This window comes from Sphingomonas sp., assembly GCF_036387595.1.
GTDB lineage: Bacteria > Pseudomonadota > Alphaproteobacteria > Sphingomonadales > Sphingomonadaceae > Sphingomonas.
The window spans coordinates 12,910-29,414 of sequence record NZ_DASVTL010000047.1 but is presented as its reverse complement, the minus strand read 5'-3'; the positions used below and the strand labels follow the sequence as shown (position 1 = coordinate 29,414).

Here is a 16,505-nt window from a genome sequence, read left to right as displayed (position 1 = left end):
GGACTTCGGCCTCGCGAACCGGGTGGTTCCGGCTGGCGAAGCGCGGCGCGCGGCGGAGGCGCTGGCGCATGACATCGCGCGCTTTCCGCAGGTCTGCATGCGCAGCGACCGGCTGTCGGCGTTGGAGCAATGGTCGCTGCCGCTCGACGCGGCGCTGCGGCGCGAGGCCGAGTTGGGCGCCGCCGCGCGCCGGATCGCGCCCGGCGGCGCGGCGCGCTTCGCTTCGGGCAAGGGGCGCGGCGGTGATTTCTCCGAGGTCTAGGCGATCCTGTAGAAGCGCCGGGCGGTGTCGCGGAACAGCTCGGCGCGATCGGCCGCCGGATCGTCGACGGTAATGGCGTCGAAGGCATCCCAGATCGCGTCATAGCTCTTGTGCAGGCCATCGACGGGGAAGTTGCTCGCAAACATCGCGCGGGCGGGCGTGAACAGGTCGATCAGCTCGCGCACGATCGGCCGAATGCCGTCCACAGTCCAGTGATGGTCGACCATCGCCAGCCCCGACAGCTTGACTACGACGTGCGGCAGCGCGGCGAGCGCGGTCATCCCCGCGCGCCACAACGCGTGCTCCGCGCCCGTGCGATGGAGCGGCAGGCCGGCGTGGCCGACCACGAGCGGCGTGCCGGGCCGATCGGCCGCAAGATCGGCGAGCGCGGCGAGCTGCGCGGGGAAGGCCATGACCTCCGCCGACAGTCCGCGTTCGCCCAGTTCGGCATACCCCGCGCGCCAGGCGGGACGGCTGAGGAGATCGGGATCGGCGACGGCGCGGAACATGGCATCGGCATCCCAATTCACCATCACGCGGACGCCCCGGAACAGCGGCGATCGCATGTGGGTGTCCAGCGCGGCGCCAAGCTCGCCCGACGCGAGGTCTACCCGTCCGACGATCGCGTGCGGGAAGCCGTGCACCTCAGCGAACGCCTGGACGTGCGCGGTCTCCGCGATCGGCGGGTCATAGTGCGACTCGACGTACACCGATCGGGTGACGTTCTGCGCGCACGCGAGCGGCAGGAACTCCGCCGCCTCGAAATCATGCTTGAGTCTGCCGGTGTCGCCGAGGAACCGCTCGATCCCCGGCGCGCGCAGCATCGGGTAATGCGATGAATCCAACCGCCAGAGATGATGATGGGCGTCGGTCTTCTCGATCGTCATCCGCGCCTCCCCGAATTCGGTTGGCTGGACGTAGCAGCGCCCCGCGCCTGCGTCCGGGGTGCCGCCGCTCGGGCGTGCGCCATTACATACGCAATTGCTCCCCTCTTGCACGGTGCGCGTTCCCGCCACCGTCACGAATGACGCTAGCGTGCCGCGCAGACGCAACCACGAGATCGCGGCGATGAACCTGGACTTCGACGAAGACGAGACCGCGTTTCGCGACGAGGTGCGTGCATTCTTTGCGGACGCCGCCTCGCCTGCGCATCGCGCGCGGTTGCAGGCTGGGTTGCGGCTCGACCCCGCCGAGATGGTCGCCTGGCAGCGACGGCTCGCCGCGCGCGGCTGGGGCGCGCCGACCTGGCCGGTCGAACACGGCGGGACGGGCTGGTCGCCGACCCAGGTCTATATCTTCGAGATGGAGGCGGCGCGCGCCGACGCGCCGATCCAGTTCCATCAGGGACTGGAACTGATCGGGCCGATTCTCTTCACCTACGGCACTCCCGAGCAGAAGGCGCGATATCTGCCCGCGATCATATCGGGCGACGACTGGTGGTGCCAGGGATATACCGAGCCTGCGGCCGGATCCGATCTGGCCGGGTTGCAGACGCGTGCTGTCCGGGACGGCGACCATTATGTCGTAAACGGGCAGAAGATGTGGACGAGCTACGCGCATGTAGCGAACCGGATGTTCTGCCTCGTGCGTACCTCGACCGAAGCTCGCAAGCAAAGCGGGCTGTCGATGTTGCTGATCGACATGGACACGCCCGGGCTGACGGTTCGCCCCATCGAAACGATGGACGAGAAGCGCCACAGCAACGAAGTGTTCCTGGACGACGTGCGCGTGCCGGTCGCGAACCTGGTCGGCCAAGAGGGCGCGGGGTGGAGCTATGGCAAGGTGCTGCTCGACCGCGAGCGCGGGTTCGGCGCGGCGTCCGCGTTGCGGCTCAGCCAGAGCCTGCGCGGCCTGCGCGCGGCGGCGGCCGCGCGTGGGGCCGATCGCGATCCGGTGTTTCGCGCGAACCTGGCGCAGATCGAGATCGAGACGATCGCGGTCGAGACGATGGTGATGCGGCTGATGGCGGATGCGTCGGCGGGCAACGACTCGGGGCCCCGCGCCTCGATGCTCAAGCTGCGCTGGTCCGAGCTGCTCCAGGCGGTCACGGAATTGTGGTTCGAGACGCTCGGGTACGACGCGGCAGCGTTTCGCGCGATCGAAGGCCAAGCAGGTGCGGTTGACGCCGACATAGCCTATGCGGTGCAGGGCGCACTGAACGCCCGAGTGACCACGATCTATGGCGGGTCGAGCGAGATCCAGCGCAACATCGTCGCGCGGCGGCATCTGGGGCTTTAGCGGAAGGGATCGCGATGATCGAGCAACTGAACTGGGAGCCGCTGTTCGTCCTGCGACTCATCGTCGGCTACGATCACGCGCAGCGGCTCGGCGTCACGCCGCTGGGCTACCGCGGCGTTTTTCCGGTCGACGGCGGCACGTTCGAGGGGGAGCGGCTGCGCGGCATCGTAAATCCGGGCGGCGCGGACTGGATCACGATGCGGTCGGACGGGACGATGATGATCGACGTCCGGCTGACGCTCACCACGCACGACGGCGCGCTGATCGGCATGACCTACACCGGCCTCGCGCGTGCCAGGGACGCTGCGAACGCCGAGCGTTTCCGCAATCGCGAGGTGCTGAGCTTCGAGGAGACCTATCTCCACACCACGCCGCGGTTCGAGACCGGCGATGCGCGGTATCTGTGGATGAACGATGTGATCGCGGTCACCAACGGCGTGCGCACAGCGGCGGGCGGCACGTACCACGTGTTCGCGATCGTCTAGCTTCGCACGTTGGCCTCCAACAGGTCGATCCAGCGGTCCCAGAGCTGCGGCGGCCCTTCGTGCGCCATGTCATCGAGCACGGTGAGCCGTGCCTGTGGAATCGCGGCGGCTGTTTCCTCGGCGAGCGTCAGCGGGATGATGGTGTCAAGCGCGCCGTGAATGATCTGCACCGGCATGGACAGACGGCCGAGCACGCCCCGGAGATCGGGAGCGGCGAGCCCAAGCATGAAGTGGCGCGCGATCGAGCCTTCGGGAACTCCGCGATCAAACGCGCGGATCGCGGCGGCGCGGATCGCGGGCTCGTTGAAATACGCCGGGTTGCCGATCGCGCGCGCGGTCGCGACCTGGCGCTCGGCGAAGTGTGCGGCGTCGGCGAACCGCTCGGCGTCCAGCGCCTCCAGGCGGGCGCGCGGCACGCTCGTGCCGATCGCGCGCGAGAAGGTCATAACCAGCGTTAGCGACAGCGCCCGCTCCCGGCTTTGCAGCGCGACCGCTTGCGCGACATAGGCACCGAGCGACCGGCCGAAGAGGTGGGCGCGTGCGATGCCCACCGCGTCGAGCACCGCGACCACATCGGCGGCGAGATCGGCGGTGGTATAGGGAAGGTCGGGCGTGCGGCCGTCGGCGATCGCTTCAGCCACTCCAACCGCGTCCGATCCACGTTCCGCAAAACCGGTCGAAAGGCCGGTGTCGCGCTGGTCGAGGCGTATGACCGAGAAGCCGCGCGCCACGATCGCGTCGCAGAAGGCATCCGGAAAATCGATCAGCTGCTTGCCCGCGCCGCCCAGGAGCAGGACCGCAGGGTCGGCGGCATTGCCGAGCGTCTCATAGTACAGGCGCACGTCGCCGTTGATCGCGAACGGCATGCTAGCGCCCCTTGAACACAGGCGCGCGTTTCTCCAGCACCGCGGTGCGCGCCTCGACCGCGTCCTCGGTCCGCGACAGCCGCACGGTGTTGCTCTGCTCATAACGATAGCCGTCGCGGATCGACAGGTTGCCGACGGTGACCAAAGCGTCCTTCGCCAGCGCGATTGCCAGCGGGCTCTTGGCAGCGATCGTCCGCGCCAGGTCCATGCAATGGTCCATGAGCTTTTCGAGTGGCAGGCACGCATCGACGACCCGGTATTGCAGCAGTTCCTCGCCGCTGACGCGGCAGCCGGTCAGCACCATCTTGCTGACCAGCGAGTGCGGAAACAGCCGCATCGCGTGGCGCACGCCACCCATCAGCCCGACGTCGATCTCGGGCAGGCTGAGATAGGCGTTGTCCGACGCGACCAGGATGTCGCACACCGAGGCCAGGCCGAACCCCGCGCCGATCGCCGGGCCGTTGATCGCGGCGATCACCGGCTTGCGGCATTCCATGATCGAATACATCGCCTCGCGCGCCAACCGCATGCGGCTCCACATCGTGCCCGGCGGCGCGTCGGGACCGGGCCGGTTCTTCAGGTCCGCGCCCGCCGAGAACATGCGCCCCGTGCCGGTCAGGATCGCGACGCGGACGTCGTCGCGATCGCTGAGCGAGTCGAAGATCGCCGTCATCTCGGCCATCAGTTCGGGCGGCTGGGCGTTCACCGGCGGATGGTCGATGGTCACCACCGCGATATGATCGGCCACGTCGAGTCGGAGCATCACGCGCGCTCTCCCATGTTGCGGGTTGCTCGTGGACCATGCCGCTGCGCCGCCGCCGGTCCAGCGCGTGACGCGCAACTGCGCCGCCATTACGAGTGTGATTTGCATCCCCGCGCGCGGACCCGGCGTCGCGGCGCGACGGCGCTCTGCTAGCGTCCTCCGGATCGGGAGAGAGCGGAGGCGGCCCCCATGCTGATGAGCGAGATGGTGCGGCGCGGGGCGCAGCAATTCGGCGATTGCACCGCGATCCGCTTTGCGGGGGAGGCGATGACCTTCGCCGAAGCCCATGGCTGGTCCAACCGCCTCGGCAACGCGCTGATCGCGACCGGGCATGCGCCGGTCGGGGCGCGAATCGCGCTGCTGCTCAACAACGGGCTCTACAGCATCCCGCTGGACTTCGCCTGCGCCGCGGCGCGTGTCACCCGCGTGCCGCTCAATGCGCGGCTGTCGGCGCGCGAGCATGCCGGGATGATCGCCGGGGCGGGTGCCGAGCTGCTCGTCTATGGCCCCGATCTGGCGGCGCGTGCGGGCGAGTTGGCGGCGCTCGTACCCGGTTTGGCGCTGCTGTGTCTGGGGGAGGATGCCCGCGCGCCCGATCTGCTCGCGCTCGCCGCTGAAGCCGCCGCAGGCGACGTCGACCGCGTGGTCGAGGCCGAGGACGTCGTGCTGGCGCTCTACACGTCGGGCACCACCGGCTCGTTGAAGGCCGCGAGCCATACCCAGCGGAGTTGGGCGGCAGTGGCGACCAACATCCTCGGGAATCTTGTCGACCCGCGGCCGGGCGAGATGATGCTCCACGCCGCGTCGCTGATCCACGCGAGCGGGACGATGGTGCTGCCATATTGGGTGCGCGGCGGGGTTGCTGGGGTTCTCCCGGGCTTCGTGCCCGAGGAATATTGCGCCGCCGTCGAGCGATGGCGACCCGCGGCGATCAACCTGGTGCCGACGATGATCGGCATGCTGCTCGATATGCCGGGCATCGGCACCCGTGATTTCGGATCGGTCGAGACCATCGTCTACGGCGCGTCGCCGATGCCGCGCGCGACGCTGCGGCGCGGGCTCGACCTTTGGGGGCCGCGCTTCACCCAATATTACGGGCAGAGCGAAGCACCCTTGTGCATCAGCGTGCTGGGCAAGAACGATCACGTCGGGCCTGACGCCGAACGCCGCCTGCTGTCGTGCGGTCGCGTCAGCCTCGACTGCGAAGTGAAGCTGGCGGACGAGGACGGCGAACGTGTCGCCGCCGGTACGCCGGGCGAAATCCTGGTCCGCGCGCCCTTCGCGATGACGGGCTATTACGACGCCCCGGCGCTCAACGCGGAGACGGTAACCGCGGACGGCTGGATACGCACCCGCGACATCGGCCAGTTCGATGCGGACGGCTATCTCTATCTGGTCGATCGCACCTCCGACATGATCGTGTCGGGCGGGTACAATGTCTATCCGCGTGAGGTGGAGGACGTGCTGACCGCGCATCCCGCGGTGCGCGAGGCGGTGGTCGTCGGGCTGCCGCACGAAAAATGGGGTGAGGTGGTGACCGCCTTCGTCGCGGTGCGCGAAGGGCAGATGGTCGCGCCGGATGCCCTGATCGACTTCGCGCGTGCGCAACTGGCAGCGTACAAGGTGCCCAAGGACGTGCGCTTCATCGACGAAGTGCCCAAGAGTGCGGTCGGCAAGCTACTCCGCCGTGCAATCCGCGACCCGTTCTGGGCCGGGCGGGAGCGCAAGCTCTGAGCGGCCGGATCGCGATCGTCACCGGCGCGGGCCGCGGCATCGGCCGCGCGGTGGCGGAGCGGCTCGCCCGCGATGGCTGTCGCACGATCCTGGCCGACGTCGATGGCGAAGTCGCGGAGGCGAGCGCCACCGAACTCCGCGCCGGCGGGCTCGACGCGCAGGGCCACGCGCTCGACATTCGCGACCGCGCCGCCGCGCATGCGCTGGTGGCTGCGCTTGGGCACGTCGATGTGCTGGTCAACAACGCCGCGATCGCGAGCGACATGGTCGCGTTCATGGACCTCTCGCCAAAGCGATTGCGCGAGATGATCGACGTCAATCTGCGCGGAACCTTCATCCTGTCGCAGGAGGTGGTCGCGGCGATGCCCTCCGGCGGGCGGATCGTGAACATCGCGTCGCGCGGCTACCTCGGCGGCGCGGGCGCGTCGCATTACGTCGCCAGCAAGGCGGGCGTGGTCGGGCTGACCCGCGCGATGGCGGTGGAACTGCGCTGGGACGGGATCAGCGTCAATTGCGTGGCGCCGGGGATGGTCGAGACGCGGATGATGGCGAGTTTCGACGACGACATGCGCCGCAAGCTCGCTGCGCGCGAACCGCGCGGGCGGCCTGCGTCCCCGCAGGAACTGGCCGATGTCGTCGCCTTTCTCGCCTCTCCGCAAGCGGCGTTCGTCAGCGGGCAGGTGCTGCTGGTCGACGGCGGCAAGAATCTGGGGATTCCGCCGCTATGACCGCTGCGCTGGTGATCGGGGCGGACCGCGCGTTCGGTGGGGAGATCGTCGAGGCTCTGGAGCGCGATGGCCATGCCGTCGCGCGGTCGTTTGACGAGGCGGCGGACGTGCTCGAGCTGCTCGTCGTCAACACGCCCGTTGCGCCGCGCCGCATCCGCTTCCGCGACATGACCGACGCGGATTTCACCAGTGCGCTGGAGGATCAGCTTTACGTGCTCACGGAGGCGGTACGCTTCGCCGCGCCACGGATGGCCGCGGGCGGGGCGATCGTTCATGTCGGGTCAAAGGCGCATTTGGGCACGTGGGACGGCGTCGAATTGGCAGCGGCCGGCGCGGCGTGCGTGGCGCTGGTGCGCTCGCTGGCGCTCGAACTGCGCGGCATCCGCGCGAACACGCTCGCGACAGACTTCGTGGGGGAGCGCTGGGACAGCGAGGCGTCGCGCATCGACCTGGCGGCGACCGTGGCCTGGCTCGGTAGTGCGTCCGCGCGGCTGATCTCGGGCGAGACGATCCTGCTCGACAGCGGCCGCAGCCTGCGGATGCCGCTGGCGGTGAGCGGTCAGTCGGCCGGCGCGGGTTCAGGCGCTGGCGCATCCTCGAACACGAAATCCGCATAACCGTTGGCGGCCGCCGCGTTGCACATCTCGATGTACCGGCTGAACCCGCCTGCAAAGATCGGGAAGAAATGCGCCTTGCCCGGGATGTTCGCGCCGACGTACCACGACTTTGCCTTGGGGATCAGTGACCGGCCCGCGATCTCGCTCAGCAGCGCCATGTAGCGGTCCTCGGCCTCAGGCATCGGTTCGATCGCGGCGTGGCCGTGCTTCCGCAGATCGGCGATGCAGCGGACGATCCAGCGTGCATTCTCCTCGTTGAGGATGACGAAGTTGGCAAGCGCCGACGGGCCATTCGCGCCTGCGATCATGAACAGGTTGGGAAAGCCTTCCATCATCAGCCCAAGGTAGGAATGCGCCCCGCCCGCCCATTTCTCGCGCAGGCTGCGGCCGCCCCGGCCCTTGATGTCGACCGCCATCATCGCGCCGGTCAGCCCGTCGTAGCCGGTCGCGCCGATGATGATGTCGAGGGGTATTTCGCGCTTGCTGGTGCGGATGCCCGCGGGGGTTATCGCTTCGATCGGCTCGTTGAGGCAATCGACGAGGGTCACGTTGTCACGGTTGAACGTCTCGTAATATCCGCTGTCCAGGCACGGCCGCCGCGTGAAGATCGGGTAGCCGCGGGGGGTCAGCACTTCGGCGGTGGCGGGGTCGTTCACTACCTCGCGAATCTTCCCGCGCACGAATTCGGCGACGACCGCGTTGGTCTCCTCGTGATACAGCAGGTCCGAGAACAGGCCGAAGATCGCCTGGCCGCCCTCGCGCCAGCCCTCCTCCAGCAGGCGCAGCGCTTCCTCCTTGCTGACGCTGAACATCGGGCGGGTCGAGACCGGACGCACGCCGCCGGTGTGGGTGCTGCGTGCGATCGTGCGGAGGCGCGGATAGTGCGCCTTGATCTGGGCCATGTATTCGGCGGTCAGCGGGTGATTGCGCATCGGGATAGTGAAACTGGGCGTACGCTGGAAAACGTGGAGGTGCGCGGCCTGTTCGGCGACGACGGGCACCGCCTGGATGCCGGTCGAGCCGGTGCCGATGATGCCGACGCGCTTGCCGGAGAAGTCGACCGGGTGCTGCGGCCAGCGGCCCGACAGATATATGTCGCCGGTGAACGTTTCCCGACCGGGGATGTCGATGCCTTTCGGGATCGACAGCGGACCGGTCGCCATAATGCAGTAGGTCGCCTCATAGTAGTCGCCGGTGTCGGTCTCGATCGTCCACAGCCGGCGCGCGTCATCCCAAGCGATCGTGCGCGCACGGGTGAGGAACGACGTGTCGCGGCGAAGGTCGAGCTTGTCGGCGACGAAGCGCGCATAGGCGAAGATTTCAGGCTGCGCGGCGAACTTCTCGCTCCAAGTCCATTCCTGCTGGATCTCGTCGAGGAACGAATAACTGTAGTCAATGCTCATCACGTCGCAGCGCGCACCCGGATAGCGGTTCCAATACCAGGTGCCGCCGACGTCGTCGCCAGCCTCGATCGCGTGGACGGACAGCCCTGCCTCGCGCGCCATGTGGAGCATGCACATGCCGCCAAAGCCCATGCCGATGACCAGCGCGTCCAAGCGTCGCGGGGCTGCCCTGTGCCGTTCCCTCATCCCCGCACCGTGCGCCATCGTCATTCTCCCGCCTCAAGTTCCGCGCGATGGGTCTAGGCTGCGGCTCGATACCCGGGCCAACGAACGGGTGTAATCGCGCGAAAGATTACATGCGTGCAACTGCAGGGTCGCGGCGCGAACGCCTTGGCCAAGTTGGTTTAGCAAGAATGCAATTACCGAAGTCGGCGGGCTCTATCGTTTGCGCGCTGACGACCGATGCTGCCTCTTGACCGCAATAACAAAGAAGCCGGGGAGGAAAGTCATGGCGAACATTGCCATTCGGTACGCAGTGCGGCGCGTCGGGATCACTCGGATGGCGTTGGCGCTGCTCGCGGGGACTGCGCTGACCACCCCGGCGCTTGCGCAAGTATCCACTGCCGAGCAGCCGAAGCCGGAACCCCAGACCGTCACCGCGCCTTTGCCCGCGCAGAACGAGGGGCTGCAGGACATCATCGTCACCGCGCAACGGCGATCGGAGAACCTACAGGAAGTCCCGGTATCGGTCGTTGCGATCACCGCCGAGGACGCACTGGTCCGCGGTGTCACCGGTACGCTGGCGCTGACCGCGACCGTGCCGGGATTGGTGATAAACAATCCCGCGAGCGTCGGTAATCCCTACCTGCGCGGCGTCGGCTCGAACCTGTTCGATCCCAGCGCCGAGCAGGGCGTCGCGCTCTATGTCGACGGCGTCTATATCGCCAGCCCGCAGGCCAACCTGTTTTCCTTCAACAATATCGAGCAGATCGAGGTGCTACGCGGACCCCAGGGCACGCTGTTCGGGCGCAACGCAACCGGCGGCGTCATCCAGATCACGACCCGCAAGCCCTCGTCGACGCCATCGGCCGACCTCAGCGTCGGCTACGGCAATTACGACGCGGTCACTGTCGGCGGCTATGTGACGGGCGGGCTCGCCGAAAATCTGGCGGTCGATCTCGCCGGTCTCTACGAGAATCAGGGCGAGGGTTTCGGCCGCAACCTGACGCTGAACCGCGATCAATATCATCTGGCGCGCGGCAATTACTCACTGCGCAGCAAGATGCTGTGGGAGCCTGGCGCGGGCACCAGCATCACCTTGGCGGGCGATTACGCACACGCCGTGTCGACCGCGGCCTATCAGAAGCCGCAAGGTACGATCTCGCCAACGGACGGATCGACGTATCCCGGCGAGTTCAACAGCAATGGCGATCTGTACAACCGCAACCGCGTGAACACCGGTGGCGCGTCGCTGCGCGTCGAGCAGGACATCGGTACCATCACGGTGATGAACATCGCCTCCTATCGCAAGGCCAACATTCGATACGACCTCGACAACGACGTCACGGCGCGCCGCGCCGGCAACGTCAACTTTCGCAATGGCGCGCACAACTGGTCGAACGAACTGCAGATCATCGGCCCGGATACCGGAACGTTCAAGTGGATCGTCGGCGGCTATTACTTCGACTCGGTTGGCGAGTATTTTCAGGTCCTCATCAACGGCAACCGATCGAACGAGGACAAGCAGCGTGCGGTCGCCTGGGCCGGCTTTGGTCAGGCGACCGCGCAAATCTCCGCCAGGACCGACCTGACGCTGGGCCTACGCTATACGACCGAGAAACAGACGTTCACGCAGACCTTTTCGGTGGTGCGGCGGGAGGAGCAGAGCTTCGACAAGCTGACGTGGCGTGCGGCGCTGCGGCATGAATTCACCGAAGACGTCTCGGCCTATGTCTCCTACAACCGCGGTTTCAAGAGCGGCGGCTACAACCTGCGCCTGCCGGGCAACAGCTTCCAGCCCGAGACGCTCGACGCCTATGAGGTCGGGCTGAAGACCGAGCTATTCGATCGACGGCTTCGCTTCAACGTGGGAGGCTTTTGGTACGATGACAAGAACGTGCAGGTGCTCAGCGCCTTCCTCGGCGGCACCATCACCTCCAACGCCGCCGCTGCGCGGATCAGGGGGTTCGAGGCGGATTTCGAGGCAGCGGTGACGCCCGAATTCCGCCTGTCGGGCGGCCTGTCGATCCAGGGCGGCGAATATACCAGCTACCCCAACGGCGTGTCGCTGACGCAGAACGGCGTGCGCACCTTCGTGGACCAGCGCGGCAACGAGACGATCGTGACCCCGCCATTCTCTGGCACGCTGACGGCGACCTACAACGCCGATCTGGGCGATAGCGGGCGGCTGCAACCGTCGGTGACGCTGACCTACAACGACCGCTATTATTGGCAGTCGGACAACCGGCTGACCCAGCCAGCGTTTACCCTGCTCAACGCGTCGCTGCTCTGGACCTCGCCCAGCAAGCGGTTCGACGTGCGGCTGTGGGGAAAGAACCTGACCGACGCGACCTACTACATCGCGCGCCTTGGCGTGACCGGCCTCGGCGACGTTCAGGAGCAGGCCGCCCCGCGCACCTTCGGCGTCACCCTAGGCGTTCATATGTGAATCTTGCTCACCGCGTGTCGATCCCAAAGGCCACAAGTTGTTCAAACCGGCGGGCGAATGAGGCCTGTGGTGGCACACGTTGACGTCACAACCCTGTCGGTGCGGCGCCGGTCGGACGCTTGGACCCCGCTGAGAGAGAAAAGCGGTAAGCCACAATGCTTGTTGCCTCCGTCCGCACGATAAGATGCGAGCCATGTGTTTGATCGCGCAGTGTGGTGGTACGATTGACCAGCATACGTGGCGGGAGGAACCATGGATCGGGTTCTACACGGCATCGCCAGAACGACGGAGACAGTCGGGCGATCGACACAGCGGAGTGAAGAAAGCGTGAGGGCGCTTGCCGTCGGTACAGAATCGGCCATCCGAACCAATGTGCAACATCGCGAGCCAAGTGCCCTCTTGACCGGTTGCAGCACACTTGTCGTGCCCCGAAGCCGGTGAGTAGAACGCTCAACATCATGCGATTACAATAACTTAAGAGCGACTATAGCAATCCTAAGTCATTGATATTGCATAGACTCTGTTGGCGGAGACGGAGGGATTCGAACCCTCGATACGGTTTCCCGTATGACGCTTTAGCAAAGCGTTGGTTTCAGCCACTCACCCACGTCTCCGGATGCAGCATGCGGTGGGTCTATAGCCGTGCATCTCCGCCCGATCAACCGCGTCGACGAGCGGGCCGCATGGCAGCCGTTCATTGCGTGGACAGGGGATCGCTGGTTAAAGTCGGCCGCGAACCGCACGAACATCGCGAGGGGAATGACAATGCGCAGCGTCTGGATCGGGCTGGCGGTGATCGGGCTGGCGGGGGCGCCGTGCGCGTCGGCGCAGGTGCGCACGATCGATCCCAATCGCGCGGTGGACGGCGATCTCGCGGCGCCGCCCTCACGCCCGTCGCCTTCTGCGACCCCGACACGCCCGGCCAGCGAACCAGCGCCGCAGGACACCCCATCGGCCACCCCGCCTCAGCAAACGCCGCCGACATCGTCCAGCGACCGCGCTGCCGCCGCCACCGCGGCGGAGGGCACCTATGAGCGGGACGACCTGATCGCTGCGGGCGAAGGCGTTTTCGGCAAGGGCGCCGCCGGGCTGGGCGGGATTATCGAGCGCATCTTAAAGGAACAAGGCCGGCCCAACGCCTATATCGCCGGGCGAGAAGCGTCCGGCGCGTTCGTGGTCGGCGTGCGTTACGGGTCGGGGGTGATGAACCACCGGGTCGAGGGCGAGCAGCCGGTGTATTGGACGGGGCCTTCGGTCGGCTTCGACGTCGGCGGCGACGCCAACAAGGTGTTCGTCCTGGTCTACAACCTCTACGATACCGCCGAACTGTTCCACCGCTTCCCTGCCGCCGAGGGACGACTGTATCTCGTCGGCGGATTCGCGGCGACGTATCTGCGGCGCGGCAATGTCGTGCTGATCCCGGTGCGGCTGGGGGTCGGTTGGCGTGCGGGGGTCAACGTCGGCTATATGAACATCACCCGCAAGAGCCGCTGGCTGCCGTTCTAGGCGCAACGCGGCTGGCGGCGCGCCGCCGCCAGACTCGCGCAAGCCCGGCCGCGGGCAACGCCCGTCCGACGACGCGGCTTAGCCGCGGCGGCCGCAAGATGGAGGCCAGCCGCCCGGCGCGCGCAAGCCTGCCCCTACTTCGGCTTGACGAAGCGCAAGGTCATCCGGTCGCTTTCGCCGATCGCTGCGTATTTGGCGCGGTCGACATCCTTCAGCCGATACACCGGCGGCAACGTCCACACGCCCTCCGGCCAATCAGCGGTATCCTTGGGGTTGGCGTTGATCTCGGACGATCCCGCCTGGCGGAACCCGGCGCCGGTCGCGAAGGCGACGACCGAGCTGGTCTTCATATAGCCGCTCTTTTCCTCCGCCGCCGCGTCGCGCGCCTCCGGCAGGCGATGCTCGACGATGCCCAGCGTCCCGCCGGGTTTCAGCATCCGATACATTTCGGCAAAGGCGGCGCGGGTCTGGTCGACGCCGGCGAAGCGCAGATTGTGGATATTGCGGAAAGTGACCACCACATCGGCGGATCCGGCGGGCACGGAAGGCTCGCCGTCCTTGGCGGGAAACGCCGCGAGGCGAACCTTGCCATAGGTAGCCGCGTCCTTGGCCTGCAACGCCTTCACGCCGTTCAAGCCCCGCTCCATGCCACCGACCGCATAGAACGTGCCGCGCTTGGCGAGATAGGGCGCCAGGATCTCGGTGTACCAGCCTCCGCCGGGGATCAGTTCGACCACGGTGTCGGTCGGCTTCACGCCGAAGAAGGCGAGCGTCTGCGCCGGATGCCGATAGCCGTCCCGCGCGACATTGGCGGGGGTTCGTGTCTTGGCGGCGACGGCGGCCTGCAACGCGGGGGTGACGCGTGGCAACTGGGCAACCGCAACCGTGGCGAGCGCGATCGAGGCCAGGGCGAGGACGGGGTAACGCATGACGATCTCCGCGGATTTGAAAGCAATGGCGTCACTCATGCGCGCACCGCGCCGGCCGCACAAGCCGCGTCACCCGAAGTCGACCGACTCGAAGCGTATCGGCCGCCCTGCCGCCCGCGCGGCCAGGTCACCCTCCCACATCGCCACGTCGCCGCGGACGATCGTCCCGATCGGCTTGCCGGTCAGCGTCATGCCGGTGAACGGAGACCAGCCGCTGCGCGACGCCAGCCAGCTTTCCTCCACGCTCCACCGCGCCCGCGTATCGACGATCGAAAAGTCGGCGTCATATCCCGCAGCGATCCGCCCCTTGCCGACGATCCCGAAGATACGCTGCGCACCCGCGCTGGTCAGTTCGATCAGCCGCTGCATCGTCATCCGGCCGGCCGCGACATGATCGAGCAGCAGCGGCAGCAGCGTCTGCACCCCCGGCATGCCGCTCGGCGAATCCGGATAGGGCTTGGCCTTTTCCTCCAGCGTGTGCGGCGCGTGGTCCGATCCGATCACGTCGGGCACGCCCTGGGTCAGCCAATGCCACAGCCCGTCGCGGTGCGCACCCGATCGGATCGGCGGGTTCATCTGCGCCAGCGTGCCGAGCCGCGGATAGGCCTCCTCGCCTGCCAGCGTCAGATGCTGCGGCGTCAGCTCGCAGGTCGCGATATCCTTGTTCGCCCCGAGCAGCTCCAGTTCGGCCGGCGTCGTGACGTGGAGCACATGGATGCGCCGCCCCGCCGCCCGCGCCAGCCCCAGGATACGCCGCGTCGCCAGCAGCGCGCTCTCGTCGTCGCGCCACACCGGATGCGACGACGGATCGCCCGCGATGCGCTCGCCGCTGCGCGCCTGCATCCGCGCCTCGTCCTCCGCGTGGATGGCGACGCGGCGGTGGCCCGATGCAAGCACCTCCGCCAGCCGCGCGTCCTCCGACACCAGCAGGTCGCCCGTTGACGCCCCCATGAAGATCTTGACGCCGGCGGTTCCCGGCAGCCGCTCCAGTTCGGCCAGGTCGCGCGCATTGTGGTTGGTCGCGCCCACGTAGAAGGCGTGATCGCACCACATCCGGTCGCGTGCGCGCGCCAGCTTGTCGGCGATCGCCTCGGCGCTGTCGGTATTGGGCTTGGTGTTCGGCATCTCGAACACCGCGGTAACCCCGCCGAGCACGGCCGCGCGGCTGCCGCTTTCCAGGTCTTCCTTGTGGACCAGTCCCGGCTCGCGAAAATGCACCTGCGTGTCGATCACGCCCGGGAGGATATCCAGCCCGGTGCAGTCGATCGTCCGGCCCGCATCCCCGGTCACGCCGATCCCCGCGATCCGGCCGTCGCGCACGCCGACGTCGGCCAGAACCGGGCCACCGGGCAGATGGACGGTGCCGCCCACGAGCTTGAGGTCGAACGTCGCCATCGCATGAGCCTTCCGTCAGGGATCGGCGCGTCCTACCTTGGTGCCATGCCCGATACCACCCCGCTCCCCACGATGCCGGCCACGAAGCCGGCCACGATGCTCCCCCACCGCGCGCTCCTTCGCCTCTGCGGCACGGAGGTCCGTGGCTTCCTTCAGGGGCTGGTGACGGTCGACATGCACGGGGTCATGCCGCGCTGGGGTGCGCTGCTCACCCCGCAGGGCAAGGCGCTGTTCGATTTCATCCTCTGGGCGGACGCCGACGACATCCTGATCGACTGCGAGCGCGATCAGGCCGATGCACTGGTCAAGCGCCTGGCCATGTACCGCCTGCGCCGCCCGATCGTCATTGCACGCGACGACACGCTGGCCGTCCACTGGTCGCCGGAAGAACCGCCGCACGCCGCGTCGCCCGACCCGCGCCTGGCCGCGCTCGGCTGGCGCTGGCTTGCCGTGCCGAGCCAACCCGCGAACGACTGGCACGCCAGCCGTCTCGCTCTGGGCGTCACCGAAGGCGCAGCCGAACTCGGCGCCGGCGAGACGCTGTGGCTGGAATGCAACGCGGCCGAACTGAATGGCGTCGATTTCGCCAAGGGCTGCTACGTCGGCCAGGAAAACACCGCCCGCATGCACTATCGCGCGAAGGTCAACCGGCGGCTGGTCGTCGTGCCACTCGCGGAGGCCGGGGATCGAACCCGTGCGATCTACCCCGATCTCGGACTGATGGTCGAGCATCGCCGGATCGACGCCTTGGGCGACGCGCTGGTGCCGCAATGGCTGGTGAGCGCACTAACCGTTTAGCGCGGGTTGTGACCATACGGAGGCATCGTGACGAAGCCGATTTTGGTTCAGGGCAAGGATCGAGGAGCGGAGCGATGCTTGTGCATCGTGACCGACGAGAGACGCCGCCCTGGGGCAAAATCGGCCCGCCGCCTTGGCGGTTGCCCTGTCGTGCCCGCCGGCGGCGTCGCGAG

14 protein-coding genes, 1 tRNA gene and 1 pseudogene are annotated in these 16,505 nt (G+C 67.4%); 9 read left to right on the top strand and 7 right to left on the bottom strand.

Going from position 1 to position 16,505, the window contains the following annotated elements; all coding sequences use genetic code 11:
- Positions 1 to 262 (top strand): annotated as a pseudogene (locus VF643_RS04080) (enoyl-CoA hydratase); the annotation flags it as partial.
- Here the strand turns inward: VF643_RS04080 and VF643_RS04075 are convergent.
- Complete coding sequence (locus VF643_RS04075) at positions 259 to 1,149, bottom strand: amidohydrolase family protein (RefSeq protein WP_331042095.1); 891 nt, start codon at positions 1,147 to 1,149, stop codon at positions 259 to 261. The pseudogene VF643_RS04080 and the gene VF643_RS04075 sit on opposite strands and share 4 nt — an antisense overlap.
- Positions 1,150 to 1,297: 148 nt before the next feature.
- Here VF643_RS04075 and VF643_RS04070 point away from each other — a divergent pair, with 148 nt between their 5' ends.
- Both VF643_RS04070 and VF643_RS04065 read left to right on the top strand, forming a co-directional pair.
- Entirely contained in the window at positions 1,298 to 2,500 is a 1,203-nt protein-coding gene (locus VF643_RS04070) for an acyl-CoA dehydrogenase family protein (RefSeq protein ID WP_331042094.1), read from the top strand.
- Between the two features lie 14 nt (positions 2,501 to 2,514).
- Complete coding sequence (locus tag VF643_RS04065) at positions 2,515 to 2,985, top strand: DUF3237 domain-containing protein (RefSeq protein WP_331042093.1); 471 nt, start codon at positions 2,515 to 2,517, stop codon at positions 2,983 to 2,985.
- Here the strand turns inward: VF643_RS04065 and VF643_RS04060 are convergent.
- Positions 2,982 to 3,851, bottom strand: coding sequence for an alpha/beta hydrolase (locus tag VF643_RS04060; RefSeq protein WP_331042092.1), 870 nt, complete (start codon positions 3,849 to 3,851; stop codon positions 2,982 to 2,984). The two genes, VF643_RS04065 and VF643_RS04060, sit on opposite strands and share 4 nt — an antisense overlap.
- A 1-nt stretch (position 3,852) precedes the next feature.
- The gene (locus tag VF643_RS04055) at positions 3,853 to 4,722 is read right to left on the bottom strand and encodes an enoyl-CoA hydratase/isomerase family protein (RefSeq protein ID WP_331042091.1); all 870 of its coding nucleotides are present in this window, start codon (positions 4,720 to 4,722) and stop codon (positions 3,853 to 3,855) included.
- An 81-nt stretch (positions 4,723 to 4,803) separates the two neighbouring features.
- Between VF643_RS04055 and VF643_RS04050 the strand changes: the two genes are divergently transcribed.
- From VF643_RS04050 to VF643_RS04040, 3 genes are read left to right on the top strand one after another with little or no spacing between them, the layout of a single operon-like run.
- Entirely contained in the window at positions 4,804 to 6,348 is a 1,545-nt protein-coding gene (locus VF643_RS04050; protein ID WP_331042090.1) for a class I adenylate-forming enzyme family protein, read from the top strand.
- Entirely contained in the window at positions 6,321 to 7,076 is a 756-nt protein-coding gene (locus VF643_RS04045; protein WP_331042097.1) for an SDR family NAD(P)-dependent oxidoreductase, read from the top strand. Before VF643_RS04050 ends, VF643_RS04045 begins: the two co-directional genes overlap by 28 nt.
- Complete coding sequence (locus tag VF643_RS04040) at positions 7,073 to 7,693, top strand: SDR family oxidoreductase (RefSeq protein ID WP_331042089.1); 621 nt, start codon at positions 7,073 to 7,075, stop codon at positions 7,691 to 7,693. Before VF643_RS04045 ends, VF643_RS04040 begins: the two co-directional genes overlap by 4 nt.
- Here VF643_RS04040 and VF643_RS04035 read toward each other — a convergent pair.
- Complete coding sequence (locus VF643_RS04035; protein WP_331042088.1) at positions 7,636 to 9,249, bottom strand: NAD(P)/FAD-dependent oxidoreductase; 1,614 nt, start codon at positions 9,247 to 9,249, stop codon at positions 7,636 to 7,638. The genes VF643_RS04040 and VF643_RS04035 overlap by 58 nt on opposite strands.
- Positions 9,250 to 9,544: 295 nt before the next feature.
- Here VF643_RS04035 and VF643_RS04030 point away from each other — a divergent pair, with 295 nt between their 5' ends.
- Positions 9,545 to 11,704, top strand: coding sequence for a TonB-dependent receptor (locus VF643_RS04030; protein ID WP_331042087.1), 2,160 nt, complete (start codon positions 9,545 to 9,547; stop codon positions 11,702 to 11,704).
- 524 nt (positions 11,705 to 12,228) lie between these two features.
- Here VF643_RS04030 and VF643_RS04025 read toward each other — a convergent pair.
- Positions 12,229 to 12,318: transfer RNA gene (locus VF643_RS04025), tRNA-Ser, on the bottom strand.
- 145 nt (positions 12,319 to 12,463) lie between these two features.
- Here VF643_RS04025 and VF643_RS04020 point away from each other — a divergent pair.
- On the top strand, positions 12,464 to 13,210 hold the full coding sequence (locus VF643_RS04020) for a DUF1134 domain-containing protein (RefSeq protein WP_414713790.1): 747 nt from the start codon (positions 12,464 to 12,466) through the stop codon (positions 13,208 to 13,210).
- Between the two features lie 134 nt (positions 13,211 to 13,344).
- Here VF643_RS04020 and VF643_RS04015 read toward each other — a convergent pair whose 3' ends face one another.
- The gene (locus VF643_RS04015) at positions 13,345 to 14,178 is read right to left on the bottom strand and encodes a class I SAM-dependent methyltransferase (RefSeq protein ID WP_331042085.1); all 834 of its coding nucleotides are present in this window, start codon (positions 14,176 to 14,178) and stop codon (positions 13,345 to 13,347) included.
- A 30-nt stretch (positions 14,179 to 14,208) separates the two neighbouring features.
- Positions 14,209 to 15,534 (bottom strand): dihydroorotase, encoded by a 1,326-nt coding sequence (locus VF643_RS04010; protein WP_331042084.1) that lies wholly within the window; start codon positions 15,532 to 15,534, stop codon positions 14,209 to 14,211.
- 72 nt (positions 15,535 to 15,606) lie between these two features.
- Between VF643_RS04010 and VF643_RS04005 the strand changes: the two genes are divergently transcribed.
- Entirely contained in the window at positions 15,607 to 16,332 is a 726-nt protein-coding gene (locus VF643_RS04005; RefSeq protein ID WP_414713792.1) for a YgfZ/GcvT domain-containing protein, read from the top strand.
- The last annotated feature ends 173 nt before the right edge of the window (positions 16,333 to 16,505 follow it).

Coding starts and splice junctions, on each gene's coding strand:
- VF643_RS04030 (WP_331042087.1), top strand. CDS start 9,545: ATGGCGAACATTGCCATTCGGTACGCAGTGCGGCGCGTCGGGATCACT.
- VF643_RS04050 (WP_331042090.1), top strand. CDS start 4,804: ATGCTGATGAGCGAGATGGTGCGGCGCGGGGCGCAGCAATTCGGCGAT.
- VF643_RS04020 (WP_414713790.1), top strand. CDS start 12,464: ATGACAATGCGCAGCGTCTGGATCGGGCTGGCGGTGATCGGGCTGGCG.
- VF643_RS04065 (WP_331042093.1), top strand. CDS start 2,515: ATGATCGAGCAACTGAACTGGGAGCCGCTGTTCGTCCTGCGACTCATC.
- VF643_RS04015 (WP_331042085.1), bottom strand. CDS start 14,178: ATGAGTGACGCCATTGCTTTCAAATCCGCGGAGATCGTCATGCGTTAC.
- VF643_RS04010 (WP_331042084.1), bottom strand. CDS start 15,534: ATGGCGACGTTCGACCTCAAGCTCGTGGGCGGCACCGTCCATCTGCCC.
- VF643_RS04055 (WP_331042091.1), bottom strand. CDS start 4,722: ATGCAAATCACACTCGTAATGGCGGCGCAGTTGCGCGTCACGCGCTGG.
- VF643_RS04040 (WP_331042089.1), top strand. CDS start 7,073: ATGACCGCTGCGCTGGTGATCGGGGCGGACCGCGCGTTCGGTGGGGAG.
- VF643_RS04075 (WP_331042095.1), bottom strand. CDS start 1,149: ATGACGATCGAGAAGACCGACGCCCATCATCATCTCTGGCGGTTGGAT.
- VF643_RS04005 (WP_414713792.1), top strand. CDS start 15,607: ATGCCGGCCACGAAGCCGGCCACGATGCTCCCCCACCGCGCGCTCCTT.
- VF643_RS04060 (WP_331042092.1), bottom strand. CDS start 3,851: ATGCCGTTCGCGATCAACGGCGACGTGCGCCTGTACTATGAGACGCTC.